Below are 14,646 nucleotides of genomic sequence, written 5' to 3' on the forward strand. Positions count from 1 at the left end.
GCCGCACCTGGCCGCCGCCGCTGCGGTGATGGGCGGGCAGGGGGACAAGAGGCGCTGGGTGGAGCGCCGCGCATCAGGATTCAGGCGGGCACTGCGGCAGGGCCTGTTGTGGCTGCTGCTGGCCCTTGCGCTGCCGTTGGCTGCGCAGGAGGGCGCGCCCCCGCTGCGCGACTACGCCATCGATGTATGGACCTCGCGCAACGGCCTGCCGCACAACTCGCTGCGCGACATCGCGCAGACGCCGGAAGGCCATCTCTGGTTCGCCACCTGGGAAGGGCTGGTGCGCTACAACGGCCTGGATTTCACCGTGTTCGACCGCAGCACGCGCCCGGGCCTGCGCGACAACGGCATCGGCGCCCTGTTCGTCGACCGCCAGGGCGGACTGTGGATCAGTGATTCGCGCGGCAACGTCAGCCACCGTGGCAGTGATGGCCAATGGCGGGTGTGGGAGCACCAGGCCGATACGCCGCAGGTGCTGATCCAGTCCATGCAGATGGACAGCCAGGGGCGGCTGTGGCTGCTGTACGAAGGCAAGGGCATCGGCTACCTGACGCCGGACAGCGGCATTGTCTACCAGGCGCCGGCGGCGGACCTGCCGATGGCGATGAGCTTCACCAGACTGGTGGTCGATGCGCAGGACCGGGTCTGGGTCGGTACGCTGGACGGGCTGGTGCTGCGCGACAACGATGGCGTGCTCAAGCGCGCCCCCGCCGCATGGGGGCTGGGTGCCGGCAGTGGCCTGTCGTGGCCCTACCGTGCGCCGGATGGCGCGTTGTGGATCGTCGCCGGTGAGCGCCTGTACCGGGTGGAGGACGACCAGCTGGTGCTGGTGCACCGCCTGCCGGGCCAGCTGCACATGACCTCGATGCTGCAGGACCGGCACGGTGACCTGTGGCTGGGCACCGAGAACCAGGGCCTGCTGCGCATCTCCGCACATGGCCTGGAGCGACTGCCGGCCGGTCTGAACCTGCCGGGCGGACGCGTGGTCAGCCTGCGCGAGGATGCCGAAGGCAGCATCTGGGTGGGCGCCAACGGCGGGCTCTATCGCCTGCGCGAAACACTGTTCAGCAGCTACACCGAGCGCGATGGGCTCAGTGGCGATTACGTGCGCACGGTATTCGAGGATCGCGATCGCCAGCTGTGGGTCGGCAGCGCCAGCGGGCTTGACATGCGGACCGCGGACGGCCGTTTCCGGGCGATGCCGCTGCACAACCGCGGCGGCAAGGCACCTTCGGTACTGAGCCTGGCACAGGGGCCGGACGGTGACCTGTGGGTCGGAACCTTCGGCGATGGGGTCTACCGGCTCGGCCGTGACGGCCACCTGCGCCACAACTACGCGGCAGCCGACGGCATGCCGGGTGGCAACATCCGTGCGATCAGCGTTGATTCCCAGGGCGTGGTCTGGGCCGGCACGCAGAAGGGCGTGGTGCGCATCGACGGCGACCATGTGCAGGTCTCGAACGCGCCGGGCATGCCCGGCGGCCTGATCACCGCGCTTGAGCATGACCATCAGGGCAACCTGTGGATCGGCACCATCGAAGGCATCCGCGTGCTGCGCGGCGACCACGTGCAGTCGATCGACCTGGCGCCGCTGGGCGGTGGCCGCAGCGTGTTCGGCTTCCACCAGCTGGGCGACGCGATGTGGATCAGCAGTGATCGTGGCCTGTACCGTTGGCGCAACGGTGCGCTGGCGCGGGTCGGCCTTGAGCAGGGCATGCCGGTGGATGCGGTGTTCCAGCTGGTGCCGGATCGCCTTGGCAATGTGTGGATCAGCAGCAATCGCGGTGTGTTGCGCACCGATATGGCCACCCTCAACGCCGTGGCCGATGGCCGCACGCCGCGGGTGGGGGTGGAGCGCTACAACGAGATCGACGGTATGGCCAATGCACAGGCCAACGGCAGCTCCAGCCCATCGGCGATCCTGCGCCAGGACGGCACGTTCTGGGTGGTCACCGCAGGCGGCCTGAGCACGGTCGACCCGCAGCGCCTGCAGCGTTTCCGCGAGCGGCCATCGCCGCCGGCCGCGATCGAGAGCGTGCAGGTGGATGGCGCGCCGGTGCATTGGGAAGGGCCGGATCGCAACCATATTCCAGGGGGGCGCCGGTTGGCGGTGAGTTATGTCGGCCTGAGCTACCTGATGTCTGACCGGATCCGCTACCGCACGCGGCTGGACGGGCTGGATGCCGGCTGGGTCGAGCGCGGCCCGCAGCGCAGCGTTGAGTTCGTCGGCCTGCCGCCGGGCGACTACACCCTGCATGTGGCGGCCGCCCATCCCGGCGGCAGCTGGGGCCAACAGGAGGCGGTGTGGAGCTTCACCGTGGAACCGTTCTGGTGGCAGCGCCGCAGCGTGCAGGTGCTGGCGGGGATGCTGCTGCTGACTGGACTGGTGGCGCTGTACCGGCTGCTGCTGCAGCAGCTGAAGGCCAGCAACCTGCGCCTGGCACGGCGGGTGGACGAAGCGACCTTCGACCTGCAGGCCAAGACGGTGCACCTGCAGGCGCTGAACCAGGAAAAGACCGAACTGGCCGAGCGCCTGGCGCGCCAGGCCGAAGCCTTCGAGCGCCAGGCCCGCGAGGATGTGCTGACCGGCCTGGCCAATCGCCGCGCCTTCGACGAAACGTTGGCGCGTGACTTCGCCCGGTCCCAGCGCAGTGGTCATCCGCTGTGCCTGGTGGTGCTCGACATCGATCACTTCAAGGAGGTCAACGACCGCCACAGCCACAGCATCGGCGATGCCGTGCTGGTGCAGGTGGCGTCATTGATCGCAGCGGCCTGCCGCGACTCCGACCTGCCGGCGCGCACCGGCGGCGAAGAGTTCGCGCTGCTGCTCAACGACACCCGCCTGGAGGAAGCCGCACAGCTGTGCGCGCGCCTGCGTGGCCTGTTCCATGATCATCCCGATTGGGCCGGCGTGGCGGGCCTGCGTGTCACCTTCAGCGCGGGCCTGGTAGAGCTGGATGCCGACGACCGCACCCCGGCGCTGCTGTACCAGCGCGCCGACCGCGCGCTGTACCGCGCCAAGAGCGACGGCCGCGATCGCACGAGTATTGGTTGATCGCATCCACGCATGGCGTGGATCTACTGGTGTTGTCGTACCACCCGGGGGGGCCGACCAACGGTCGGCACCCACCAGAGAAGTGACCCAGTGAGCGGCAGCCCCCAACGAGCGCAGCGACCCGCTGTTGCTCCCGCTTTTTCTGATCTTTCCGTGGTGCTCGCTGGAAACTGTCCGTGGCCGGGCGGATGGGCTGCGCAGGGGCGTGAGCCGCATGGGCCTGAGGCATGCCTCGGGCGGGTTGGGCCGGATGCCCAACCCCGGTCTTGCCGTGTGCGCAGGACAGCGCACACGAGCAAGCGGCGACCGAGCTTACAGGGACGTACTTGCAGCGTCCCCTGCGCAGTCCACCCGCCCGGCCCTACCAGGAATCGCTGTCAGCCCGCCACGAGGGGCTCCGCCGTTGGCCGCTTCACCGCGGCCAGGCGTTGGCGATGGTGCAGAACAGCCGCGCGGTCTGCTCGGTGTCATACACCGCGCTGTGTGCCTCGTTGGCATCCCAACCCAGCCCGGCGGCGGTGGCCGCACGCGCCAGCACGGTCTGGCCGTAGGCGATACCGGCCAGGGTGACCGTGTCGAACACGCTGAACGGGTGGAATGGGTTGCGCTTGTGGCCGGTGCGGGCCACGGCCGCGTTGACGAAGCCGAGGTCGAAATGGGCGTTGTGGCCCACCAGGATCGCGCGCTGGCAGCCGTACTTCTTCATCGCCGCACGCACCGGAGTGAAGATGTGGTCCAACGCCGCTTTTTCTTCCTTGGCCAGCCGGAACGGGTGGTCGAGGATGATGCCGGTCACTTCCAGCGACTTCGGGTCGATCTCCAGGCCCTCGGCCGGGACCACGTGGGCACTGGCGGTCTGGCCGGGGTAGAGCAGGCCGTTCTCGTCCATCTCGATCGGCACCGCAGCGATTTCCAGCAGCGCATTGCGCTGGCTGTCGAAGCCGCCGGTTTCCACATCCACCACCACCGGCAGGAAGCCGCGGAAGCGTTGTGACATCGCGCGCTGCGCCTGGGGTACTGCGGAATCGGGAGCGGCGGCAGGTGCGGAGGGGGAGTCAGTCATGCGTGAATTCTAGCAGAGCGACCCTGAGCGCCCGGCCAGCTTTCTGTGCATGGGCTCCCTGCGTGGGCGTGTGTCGACCAAGGTCGACACCTACCGGGCACCGCACGCTCTGGATTCCGGTAGGTGCCAACCTTGGTTGGCACACGGCGCGCCAACCACGGTCGTCATCTAGCGCACCGCAGGCCGTGCCGTCGTGACCGATGGCTGCCACCGGGCCAACCAGGCGTCCACGCTCAGCTTGCCGGCGCCAGTGAAGATCAGCGGCAGCAGCATGGCCATGAACAACACCGGCAGCTTGAAGTTGCCGTAGCCCTGGTCGCTGATGGCATACCCCATCGCGAGGTCACCCAGCGAATTCCATTGCATCGGCCAATGCACCGCATAGGTCGCCACCACGGTCAGCACCAGTAGGCTGGCGGCGGCGAAACGGGTACCGAAACCAAACAGCAGGCAGGCCGCGCCGACCAGTTCGAACCAGATGGCCAGCTGCCAGTTCAGGGCAGCAGGCAGTTGGTTGAACGGGAACGGGAAGGCGCCCTGCAGGTCGGCGAACCAGTTCTGGCCGTGCAGCTTCTCACGGCCGGATTCGAAGTATTCCCAGGCCAGCAGCACGCGCAGGCCCAGCGGCGCCAACCAGGGGGCGAGACGGTCCAGCCGGCCGCGCGCGGCGGCCAGGAGCGGCAGGTTCATCGTTGGATCTCCAGTGGAAGAGGCGTCAGGGCGGGGGGGCGAGCGGGCCGATCACGCCGGCCTGCAGGAACTGCAGCAGCAGTGCGGCACCGGGCTCGGCCAGTACGTCCTCGGCCAGCCCGTGCGAGGTGGCCAGCTGCTGCAGGTACGTCTGTCCTTCCAGGCCGGGCCGTTCGCCGATGCTCGCCAGCAGGTGTACCGCCAGCGGGCTGAGCGCGGCGAATCGCACTTCACCGTCGGCTTCGCGGCGGACCAGCAGGCCGGTGGGTTCTGCAAGGGGCTGGGTCGGCGCATCCTCTGCACCGAGACGGTGCACCGGCCATTGGTACAGCAGCGGCCACGCCAGCGGCGAACGCCGCAGCGGCACCCGAAGTGGATCAGTATCGCCAGGCGCAGGAAGCGGTTCGGCCTGCAGCTGGTACAGCGCGGTTTCCACCCACTCGTAGTGGGCCAGTTCGGCCAGCGCCGGGTGCGGCAGCTGCGGCTGCGCCTGCAGCCACTGCACGAACTCGGCGGCCAGTTCGGTGAACAGCGGTGTCTGGCAGCGATGGGTGGCGAAGTAGTGGCGCACCAGGGCGCTCCAGGCCGGTTCGCCAAGCAGGCGCACGCAGACCGGGAAACCGTTGCTCAACAGGCCGAGCAGGTTGTTGAACAGCAGGTGCCGATACACCGCGACCCGGCGTGGCTCCAGTCCGGCCGGTGCGGGTACCGCCTGCGGGTTGCGCAGGTGCGCGGTGAAGGCGTGCTGCTGCGCGCGCAGGGTGTCGGCGGAATCAGCCATGTGCCGCCCCGGCATGTGTGGCCTGCAGGCGGCGGATGGTCTGCAGTTCGCCCTGCAGTTCTGCATACGGCGGGAAATTGAAATCGCGTTCGAGCAGGGTGGGACGCGGGCCGATGCGTGCATAGGTACGCGCCAGCAGCGCCCAGACCGGATCGATCACCGCGCTGCCGTGGGTATCGATCTTCAGGTCGGGTGCCTCGTCCAGGTGCCCGGCCACATGCAGGCAGACGATGCGCCGTGCAGGCAGGCCGGCGATGAAGGCATCGGCATCGTAGCCGTGGTTGCAGGCGTTGACGTAGACATTGTTGACGTCCAGCAGCAGGTCGCAGTCGGCTTCGGCAAGCACGGCATTGGTGAAGGCCAGTTCGTCCATCGCCGGCGCGGGTGCCAGGTAGTAGGACACGTTCTCCACTGCGATGCGACGGCCCAGCAGGTCCTGCACGCGGCTGATGCGCTGCGCGGTATGGCGCACGGCTTCGTCGGTAAAGGGAATCGGCAGCAGGTCGTACAGGTGGCCGTCGTCGCTGCAGTAGCTGAGGTGCTCGCTGTACAGCGGCACGCGGTGCTTTTCGAGGAACCGGCCGACCTGTTCCAGCAGCTGGGTATCCAGCGGTGCACTGCCGCCCAGCGACAGCGACAGGCCGTGGCAGCTCAGCGGATGGCGCTGCGCCAGTTCGGCCAGGGCATCACCGGCCGGGCCGCCGACATGGATCCAGTTCTCCGGTGCGCATTCGAGGAAGTCGAAGTCGCCTTCCGGGGCGTCACGCAGGTCCTGCAGCAGCGCCCGGCGCAGGCCCAACCCGGCGGCCGCCGCACGAAGCGGCGACCGCGGGTGGACGAGGCTGGCGCGGGCGTCAGTGCTTGCCACCGCACTTGCCTTCGCCGCACTTGCCTTCAGCCGACTTCGTGTCGCCGGCCTTGGCCTTGGCGCCCGCTGCGCCGGCAGCCTTGCCCTTGTCGGCACCGCACTTGCCTTCGCCGCTCTTGCCGTCGGCGCCGCACTTGCCTTCGGCGTGCTTGGTCGCGTCAGCGGCCATCTTGTTATCGGCGGCTTTGGCATCGGTGCTGGCCTTGGCCGCCTGGCCGGCCACCAGGTAGCCCTGGGCGAGGTCGCTCATGCTCAGGGCCGAGGCACTGGCGGTCATGCCCAGGCCGGCGGCCAGGGCGGTAGCGGTCAGCAGGGACAGGGTCTTGTTGGAACTGCTCATCGGTCTTACTCCTGGGTGGTGGGCAGGTGCCCGGGGTGAATCGATGGTGCAGCGATCCTACTCAACGAATCCTCGCCAAGAACTCAAATTTTCGTGAGATTTGTTACAGAAGCATCCGGAAGGTCTGCGCCGGGCAAGCACGGCGCCCACAACGCGGGTGGAACACCGCAAAAAAAGAAAGGCCGCTGTCACAGGACAGCGGCCACCTTGGAGTCGACTCCGGTGTTGCAGTGCAGCGTCAGGGCTGGCCGGTGCTGGAGGTCTCGTCGCGCTTTTCACGCGGTGGCAGCGGCTGCTCGCCGTGCACCAGGAACCACACGTTCTCGGCGATGTTGGTGGCGTGATCGCCCACGCGCTCCAGGTTCTTGGCCATGAACAGCAGGTGGGTGCACGGGGTGATGTTGCGCGGGTCTTCCATCATGTAGGTGAGCAGCTCGCGGAACAGCGCGGTGTACTGGGCGTCCAGGCGGGCGTCGTCCTCGCGCAGTGCCAGCGCGGCCTCGGCATCGTTGTCGCGGTAGGCGGCGATGGCACGGCGCACCTGCTGCGCGGCCAGGCGGCCCAGCGCGCGCAGGCCCTGGATCTGCGGCAGCGGCGGCACCTTGCCCAGCGCGATCGAGCGCTTGGCCACGTTCGCTGCATAGTCGCCGATGCGCTCGATGTCGGCCGGGATGCGCAGGCCAGCCAGGATCTCGCGCAGGTCGCGCGCCATCGGCCCACGCAGCGCCAGGCGCATCACGTCGTGGCTGATCTGCTGCTCAAGCGCGTCGATCGCTTCGTCGTTGGCGATGATGCGATGGGCGGCGTTCTCGTCGCGCTTCTCGATCACGTCCATCGCCGCTTCGAGCTGGGCGACGGCCATCTCGCCCATGCGCACGATTTCGGCCACCAGGCGCTGCTGCTCCTCGTCGTAGCTCTTGACGATGTGGTCGTTGGGAAGGTTCATGGTTGTTCCGCTCTGTAGAGTCGAGCCATGCTCGACAGACGTTGTCTGGAGAGTCGAGCCACGCTCGACTGAGGTTTCAGCCGAAGCGACCGGTGATGTAGTCCTCGGTCTGCCGCTGCGACGGCTGCGAGAAGATCACTTCGGTGCGGTCGTGCTCGATCAGGTCGCCCAGGTACATGAAGGCGGTGTAGTCGGACACGCGCGCAGCCTGCTGCATGTTGTGGGTGACGATCACGATCGTGTACTCGTGCTTGAGTTCTTCCACCAGCTGCTCGATGCGGCTGGTCGAGATCGGGTCCAGCGCCGAGGTCGGCTCGTCCAGCAGCAGCACCGACGGGCGCAGGGCGACGGCACGGGCGATGCACAGACGCTGCTGCTGGCCACCGGACAGACCCAGTGCGCTCTGCCCCAGCTTGTCCTTCACTTCGTCCCACAGCGCGCCCTGGCGCAGCGCCTGCTCGACGCGGTCGGCCATATCGGCCTTGCTCAGCTTCTCGTGGTGGCGGATGCCGTAGGCCACGTTCTCGAAAATGGTCATCGGGAACGGCACCGGCTTCTGGAACACCATGCCGACCTTGCTGCGCAGGCGGTTCATCGGGTACTTCGGCGACAGGATGTTCTCGCCGTCCAGCAGCACTTCACCGCGCGCTTCCAGCTTCGGGTACAGCGCATAGATGCGGTTGAAGATGCGCAGCAGGGTCGATTTGCCGCAACCGGAAGGACCGATCAGCGCGGTCACGCGCTTCTCCGGGATTTCCAGGTTGATGCCCTTCAGGGCGTGGAACTTGTCGTAGTAGAAGTCCAGTCCGCGCGCGGCAAGCTTGACCGGAGCCGGGGTGTGCAGGCTCTCGTGCGAGGACGGCACGGCGATGCGCTGCATCGGCACGGCGTTGGAAAGGTCGTTCATGGCGTTATCCACGGAAAGGTCAGTCATGGGAGATACGGTTGCGCAGCAGGATGCCGCGGGCGGCAAGGCTGACCAGCAGCACGAAGACAGTCAGCACCAGGGCACCGGCCCAGGCCAGTACCTGCCAGGATTCATACGGGCTGCCGGCGAACTGGTTCATCACCACCGGCACCGAAGCCATCGGCTGGAAGATGTTGTTGTTCCAGTACTGGTTGCCGAAGGCGGTGAACAGCAGCGGAGCGGTCTCGCCGGAAATGCGGGCCAACGCCAGCAGGATGCCGGTGATGATGCCGGCCGAGGCACTGCGGTACAGCACCTGCACGATCACCTTCCACTGCGGGATGCCCAGCGACAGGGCCGCTTCGCGCATCTGCGAGGGCACCAGGCGCAGCATTTCGTCGGTGGTGCGTACCACCACCGGCAGCACGATGAAGGCCAGCGACAGCGCACCGGCGAATGCCGAGAAGTTGCCCCCGGTCTGCATCACGTACAGCGTGTAGACGAACAGGCCCAGCACGATGGACGGCGCCGACAGCAGGATGTCGTTGACGAAGCGGACCACGGTGCCGGCCTTGCGGGCGTTGCCATACTCGGCCAGCCAGGTACCGGCCAGCACGCCCAGCGGGGTGCCGATGCCGATGGCCAGTGCACACATCACGGCACTGCCGAAGAAGGCGTTGGCGAGGCCGCCGTCCTGCATCGGCGGCGGGGTCATCTTGGTGAACAGATCCCAGTTGATGCCGGCCAGGCCCTTGGCAGCCAGGGTGAACAGGATCCAGCCCAGGAAGAACAGGCCGAACAGGGCGGTGGCGCAGGACGCAGTGATCGCAACGACGTTGCCGATGCGGCGGCGCAGGTACAGCGAATCAGCGGTGGTGGACATCAGTTGCCCTCCTTGCGGGACAGGCGCATCAGCATCAGGCGGGCGATGGCCAGCACCACGAAGGTGACGATGAAGAGGACGAAGCCGAGCAGCAGCAGCGCCGAACGGTAGGTTTCAGTGGCTTCGCCGAAATCATTGGCGATCAGCGCGGCGATGGTGGTGCCCGGTTCCAGCAGCGACGGCGACAGGCGCACGCTGTTGCCGATCACGAAGGCCACCGCCATCGTTTCGCCCAGCGCGCGGCCCAGGCCGAGGAAGATGCCGCCGATGACCGCCGAACGGGTGTAGGGCAGGACGATGTCCCAGCTCACTTCCCACTTGGTGGAGCCCAACGCGTAGGCCGATTCCTTCAGGCGGGTGGGCACGGTCAGGAACACCTCGCGCATCACCGAGGAAATGAACGGAATGACCATGATGGCCAGCACGAAACCGGCGGTGAGCATGCCGATGCCCAGCGGCGGGCCCTGGAACATCGGGCCGATGACCGGCCATTCGCCCAGGGTCTCGTTGAGGAACGGGGTCACGTACTCGGTCATCACCGGCACCAGCACGAACAGGCCCCACATGCCGTAGATGATCGAGGGAATGCCGGCCAGAAGTTCGATGGCGGTACCGACCGGGCCACGCAGCCAGCGCGGCGCGACCTCGGTGAGGAAGAAGGCGATGCCGAAGCTGACCGGCACGGCGATGACCATCGCGATGACAGCGGTGACCAGGGTGCCGTAGATCGGAGCCAGGGCGCCGAACTTGTTTTCGACCGGATTCCAGTCGGCGGAGAAGAAGAAGCTCAGTCCCTGCATCTGCAGGGCATGGCGACCGCCCCACAGCATCGACAGCGCGGCGCAGGCCAAGGCGATCAGTACGAAGATGACGGTGCCGACCAGCACCCATCGGAACAGTTTGTCGTTGCGGGCATCACGCGCATCACGCGTGGACGGGGCGGCTACAGGCTGGGCGATGGCATTCATGGGGACGGCTGGGCCAGGAAGGGGCGGGGCGGCACGGCGTGGAACAAGCGGTGCCCGCGCGGGGCGGGCACCGTCGGGTCCATCACTTCAGGTCGGTCGCCCAGTAGGCCTCGATCTGCTTGACCAGTTCAGCCGGCAGCGGCACGTAGTGCAGCTCGTTGGCCTGGGCCTGGCCGTTCTCGAAGGCCCACTTGAAGAAGGCCAGGGTGTCCTGGTTGCGCTTGGCGTCCTTCGGCTGCTTCTGCATCAGCATGAAGTTGGTTGCGGTGATCGGCCACGCCTGCTCGCCCGGGGCGTTGGTGATGACCAGGTTGAAGTCCTTGGCGCTGGCCCAGTCGGCGCTGGCGGCCGCAGCGGCGAAGGTTTCCGCGCTCGGCTCGACCCAGTTGCCGGCGGCGTTCTGCATGGCGGTATACGGCATGCCGTTCTGCAGGGCATAAGCCAGTTCGACGTAGCCGATCGAGCCCTTGATCTGCTTCACGTAGGACGCAACGCCTTCATTGCCCTTGCCACCGACGCCGTCCGGCCACTGCACCGAGGTGCCTTCACCGACCTTGCTCTTCCACTCCGGGCTGACCTTGGACAGGTAGTTGGAGAAGTTGAAGGTGGTGCCCGAACCATCCGAACGGTGGACCAGGGTGATCTTGCCGTCCGGCAGCTTCACGCCCGGGTTGGCGGCGACGATCGCCGGGTCGTTCCAGGTCTTGACCTTGCCCAGGAAGATGTCGGCCAGCAGGGCGCCGCTCAGGCGCAGCTTGCCGGCTTCCAGGCCTTCGATGTTGACCACCGGCACCACGCCGCCGATGGCCGACGGGAACTGCGCCAGGCCGGCCTGGGCCAGCTCCTCGCTGCTCAGCGGCTTGTCGGACGAACCGAAATCGACGGTGCCGGCCTTGATCTGGGCGATGCCGCCGCCGGAGCCGATCGACTGGTAGTTGATCTTGGCGCCGGTGCTGGCGTTGTAGTCAGCCGACCACTTGGAGACCAGCGGGAAGATGAAGGACGCGCCCGCGCCGGACACTTCGGCGGTCACCTTGGCACCGGCAGCGGCGGGGGCAGCGGCAGCGCCGGCAGCCGGCTGCTGCGCGGCCTGCTTGTCGCCACCGCAGGCCGACAGGCCCAGGGCGATGGCCAGGGAAAGGGCGGCAAGGCCGGCCGAGTGCAGTTTCATGGTCACTCCATAGCGGGGAAGAGCCGACGTGGTCGGCGGATGCGGCTATGAAATGATGTTTTTGTTACAGCCGTATTACGACCATGACAGAGGTGTCCTGGATCACGTTCTGACAAGGGTTTCACAGGGTTGGCGCCGATCCGGCCGGGGCCCGGAAACCCCGGATCTGCGCACTGATATGACGGCGGGTTGGTCCTTGCAGCGTCAATGCGCGACAGCTCCCTGCCCACGGTAGGTGCGGACCGTTGGTCCGCATGCTCCAGAGCGCAGCCGAGCGTCGGCTCGGCTCTACAGAGGCAGGTGCATCCCCGAAAACAAGAAGAGCGCGAGATCTCGAGGATCTCGCGCCCGGGTGGGAGCGGCGGGGGAGAGAGGACCCGCCGCCCCCGTTCCTGCGGGGGAACGCGCTTACTTCAGGTTCTGCGACCAGTAGGTCTCGATCTGGCGCACCAGGCTGTCCGGCAGCGGCACGTAGTCCAGCTGGCGGGCCTGGGCGTCGCCGTTCTTGTAGACCCAGCGGAAGAACTCCTGGGTCGCCTTGCCATTGGCAGCATTCTTCGGCGTCTTCTGCACCAGGATGAAGTTGGTGGCGGTGATCGGCCAGGACTCGGCGCCCGGCGCATTGGTCATCACCAGGTAGAAGTCGCGGGCGTTGGCCCAGTCGGCGCTGGCAGCGGCGGCAGCGAACGAGGTGTCGCTCGGCTGCACGAACTTGCCGGCGGCATTCTTCATCGCGGTGTAGGAGAGCTTGTTCTGCAGCGCGTAGGACAGTTCGACATAGCCGATGCCGCCCTTGATCTGCTTCACGTAGGCGGCAACACCTTCGTTGCCCTTGCCGCCGATGCCGGCCGGCCACTGCACCGAGGTGCCTTCACCGACCGAGCTCTTCCACTCCGGGCTGACCTTGGACAGGTAGTTGACGAAGTTGAAGGTGGTACCCGAGCCGTCCGAACGATGCACGACGGTGACCTTGGCGTTCGGCAGGGCTACGCCCGGGTTCAATGCGGCGATGGCCGGGTCGTTCCAGGTCTTGATCTTGCCCAGGAAGATGTTGGCCAGCACGGCGCCGTCCAGCTTCAGGGCGCCCGGGGCGATGCCGGCCACGTTGACCACCGGCACCACGCCACCGATCACCGACGGGAACTGCGCCAGGCCTGCAGCAGCCAGGTCTTCCGGCTTCAGCGGCGCATCGGAAGAGCCGAAATCAACGGTCTTGGCCTTGATCTGGGCAATGCCGCCGCCGGAACCGATGGACTGGTAGTTGACCTTGTTGCCGGTTGCGGCGCTGTAGTCGGCCGACCACTTGGACATGACCGGGTAGATGAACGATGCGCCCGCGCCGGTGATGTCGGCGGCGTTGGCGGCGAACACGGACGATGCAGCCAGGATGGCGACAGCGGCGCGCGATTTGAAGGCGTGGATCACGGGGAGACTCCTGGGGTGGTGGTCGAAGGGCGGTTGCCCGACGTTTCGGTGCACATTCCATAACGGTTGCGTGACACGTCCGCGTCTGTCATATGACGCGGGCGTGACACGCGTCATGAGGGATGTCGCGTCCGCTGTGCCGGCAGGACGGCACGGGTATCGCTGCAACGACGAAGGCACGGCCGGGGCCGTGCCTTCGCGGTTCAACGCAGGTGGCTGGGCTTACCAGAAGAACTGCGCGCGGGCTTCCAGGATGTTGGGATCGTCGTTGACGAAACCGCGCGCCGTGGAGCTGTACTTCTTGCTGTCGACCATCACGTAGTTGAGCATCAGCTTGAAGTTGGAACGCAGGTACCAGTTGGCGCCCACGGTCCAGATGTCCATCTTGCCGCCCAGCACGCCATCGACGATCGGCGGGCGACCGGCGACCGGATTGGCGGCGAGGTTGCCGTCATTGAGGTCCATGTGGTCGTAGCGCACGCCCAGCTGCCACTGGCCGCCGGCCGGGTTGTTCGGCAGGCCGGTGCCCGGAGTGCCGCCCTTGTAGCTCCAGGTCTCGCCGGTGACGTTCCACACGCCGCTGATGTAGTAGCCGTCGCTGGAGTAGTTGTCGTGGTCGTAGCGCTTGGCCTTGCTGGTGTAGTACTCGGCCTGGGCCTTGAAGGGACCCTGGAAGTACATCGCTTCGGCACCGATGGTGCTGACGCGGTCGGTGTCGGTCAGGTTGCCGCTGTCAACCAGGCGGGCAGTGGCGAGGTCGGCATTCGGACGCGCACGCACGCGCAGGGTGTCGGCGTCGGCGTCGTAGTTGACGTAGCTCAGACCGAAGTGCAGGACCTGGCCCTTTTCATTGATCGGGGCCCAGGTGCCACGCGCGCCGTAGCCGCTACCGTGGGCCAGGTTGCGGGTCAGCTCGCGGCCGAAGGCGCTGGCGGTCACCGACCAGTTGTCCTGGCCGTAGCTGTACGCGCCGCCCAGGCGGCGGGCGATGGCATAGGTATTGGTGACCGCTGCCTTGGAAATGAAATCGTTGTTCTTGGTGCTGGACAGTTCTTCCAGGCTGTTGGGCTGCTTGAACTGGCCCAGCTGCAGGAAGTGGTTGGCGTTGCCCAGCAGCTTGTACTTCACGTTGGTGTCGAGGAACTTGTCGGCCTTGGCGTCATAGCCGACCACCCACTCCACGTTGCCCGGGCCCTTGCCCTTCAGCACCAGCTCGGCGCGACGCAGTTCGAATTCGCTGTTCTTGCCGTTGCCGGCGTCGCCACCGTTGAGGTCGACCACATCGTTGTGGAACCAGTTGCCGTCGGCCTGGACCAGGCCTTCGAAGGTGATTTCCGAACCGCCGATCACGTCGATGGCGACTTCGGCGTGTGCAGCCGGCACATACAGCGCAGCAGCCACGGCCACCGTCAGGAGTTGGTGATGCAGTTTCATGGAGAGGAGCCTTGCAGGCAGGTGGGAAGATGCGCGCAGGCTAGAAGGTAAAGATTGCGTAAATGTGACAGTTCACGCGCGGCAGACATCCGCCGCAGGCCCCGTCACGGCAGGG

Annotated in this window: 13 protein-coding genes; 1 reads left to right on the forward strand and 12 read right to left on the reverse strand. The window is 66.8% G+C overall.

The genetic code is table 11. The features are described from left to right. The first annotated feature begins 28 nt into the window (after positions 1–28). Positions 29–3,055 (forward strand): ligand-binding sensor domain-containing diguanylate cyclase, encoded by a 3,027-nt coding sequence (locus ACS0OT_RS06475; RefSeq protein WP_065186084.1) that lies wholly within the window; start codon positions 29–31, stop codon positions 3,053–3,055. 412 nt (positions 3,056–3,467) lie between these two features. Here the strand turns inward: ACS0OT_RS06475 and rnt are convergent, their stop codons facing one another. The 12 genes from rnt to ACS0OT_RS06535 form a co-directional block, all read right to left on the reverse strand. Next, positions 3,468–4,052 (reverse strand): ribonuclease T, encoded by a 585-nt coding sequence (rnt, locus tag ACS0OT_RS06480; RefSeq protein ID WP_005408782.1) that lies wholly within the window; start codon positions 4,050–4,052, stop codon positions 3,468–3,470. A 234-nt stretch (positions 4,053–4,286) separates the two neighbouring features. After that, on the reverse strand, positions 4,287–4,808 hold the full coding sequence (locus ACS0OT_RS06485; RefSeq protein ID WP_065177416.1) for an HvfX family Cu-binding RiPP maturation protein: 522 nt from the start codon (positions 4,806–4,808) through the stop codon (positions 4,287–4,289). 25 nt (positions 4,809–4,833) lie between these two features. Continuing rightward, positions 4,834–5,589, reverse strand: coding sequence for an HvfC family RiPP maturation protein (locus tag ACS0OT_RS06490; protein WP_065186142.1), 756 nt, complete (start codon positions 5,587–5,589; stop codon positions 4,834–4,836). Further along, the gene (locus ACS0OT_RS06495) at positions 5,582–6,457 is read right to left on the reverse strand and encodes an HvfB family MNIO-type RiPP peptide maturase (protein ID WP_012479633.1); all 876 of its coding nucleotides are present in this window, start codon (positions 6,455–6,457) and stop codon (positions 5,582–5,584) included. Before ACS0OT_RS06495 ends, ACS0OT_RS06490 begins: the two co-directional genes overlap by 8 nt. Then, positions 6,444–6,797 (reverse strand): hypothetical protein, encoded by a 354-nt coding sequence (locus tag ACS0OT_RS06500; protein ID WP_005415892.1) that lies wholly within the window; start codon positions 6,795–6,797, stop codon positions 6,444–6,446. Before ACS0OT_RS06500 ends, ACS0OT_RS06495 begins: the two co-directional genes overlap by 14 nt. Before the next feature lie 238 nt (positions 6,798–7,035). Next, a complete protein-coding gene (gene phoU, locus ACS0OT_RS06505; protein WP_005415893.1) occupies positions 7,036–7,743 on the reverse strand; it encodes a phosphate signaling complex protein PhoU in 708 nt (235 codons plus the stop codon). Positions 7,744–7,819: 76 nt separating this feature from the next. After that, positions 7,820–8,650 (reverse strand): phosphate ABC transporter ATP-binding protein PstB, encoded by an 831-nt coding sequence (gene pstB / locus ACS0OT_RS06510; protein ID WP_049411272.1) that lies wholly within the window; start codon positions 8,648–8,650, stop codon positions 7,820–7,822. 19 nt (positions 8,651–8,669) lie between these two features. After that, a complete protein-coding gene (gene pstA / locus ACS0OT_RS06515; protein ID WP_005415894.1) occupies positions 8,670–9,533 on the reverse strand; it encodes a phosphate ABC transporter permease PstA in 864 nt (287 codons plus the stop codon). Continuing rightward, complete coding sequence (pstC, locus tag ACS0OT_RS06520) at positions 9,533–10,501, reverse strand: phosphate ABC transporter permease subunit PstC (protein ID WP_012479635.1); 969 nt, start codon at positions 10,499–10,501, stop codon at positions 9,533–9,535. Before pstC ends, pstA begins: the two co-directional genes overlap by 1 nt. 82 nt (positions 10,502–10,583) lie before the next feature. Continuing rightward, positions 10,584–11,672 carry a phosphate ABC transporter substrate-binding protein PstS gene (pstS, locus tag ACS0OT_RS06525; RefSeq protein ID WP_005415896.1) on the reverse strand — a complete coding sequence of 363 codons (1,089 nt, stop codon included), beginning with the start codon at positions 11,670–11,672 and terminating at the stop codon, positions 10,584–10,586. Between the two features lie 408 nt (positions 11,673–12,080). After that, positions 12,081–13,097, reverse strand: coding sequence for a phosphate ABC transporter substrate-binding protein PstS (gene pstS, locus ACS0OT_RS06530; protein ID WP_065177412.1), 1,017 nt, complete (start codon positions 13,095–13,097; stop codon positions 12,081–12,083). A gap of 222 nt (positions 13,098–13,319) precedes the next feature. Continuing rightward, positions 13,320–14,531, reverse strand: coding sequence for an OprO/OprP family phosphate-selective porin (locus ACS0OT_RS06535; RefSeq protein WP_065186086.1), 1,212 nt, complete (start codon positions 14,529–14,531; stop codon positions 13,320–13,322). Positions 14,532–14,646: the final 115 nt, after the last annotated feature.

This window comes from Stenotrophomonas maltophilia group sp. RY12688, assembly GCF_052149045.1.
GTDB classification, from domain to species: Bacteria; Pseudomonadota; Gammaproteobacteria; order Xanthomonadales; family Xanthomonadaceae; genus Stenotrophomonas; species Stenotrophomonas sepilia.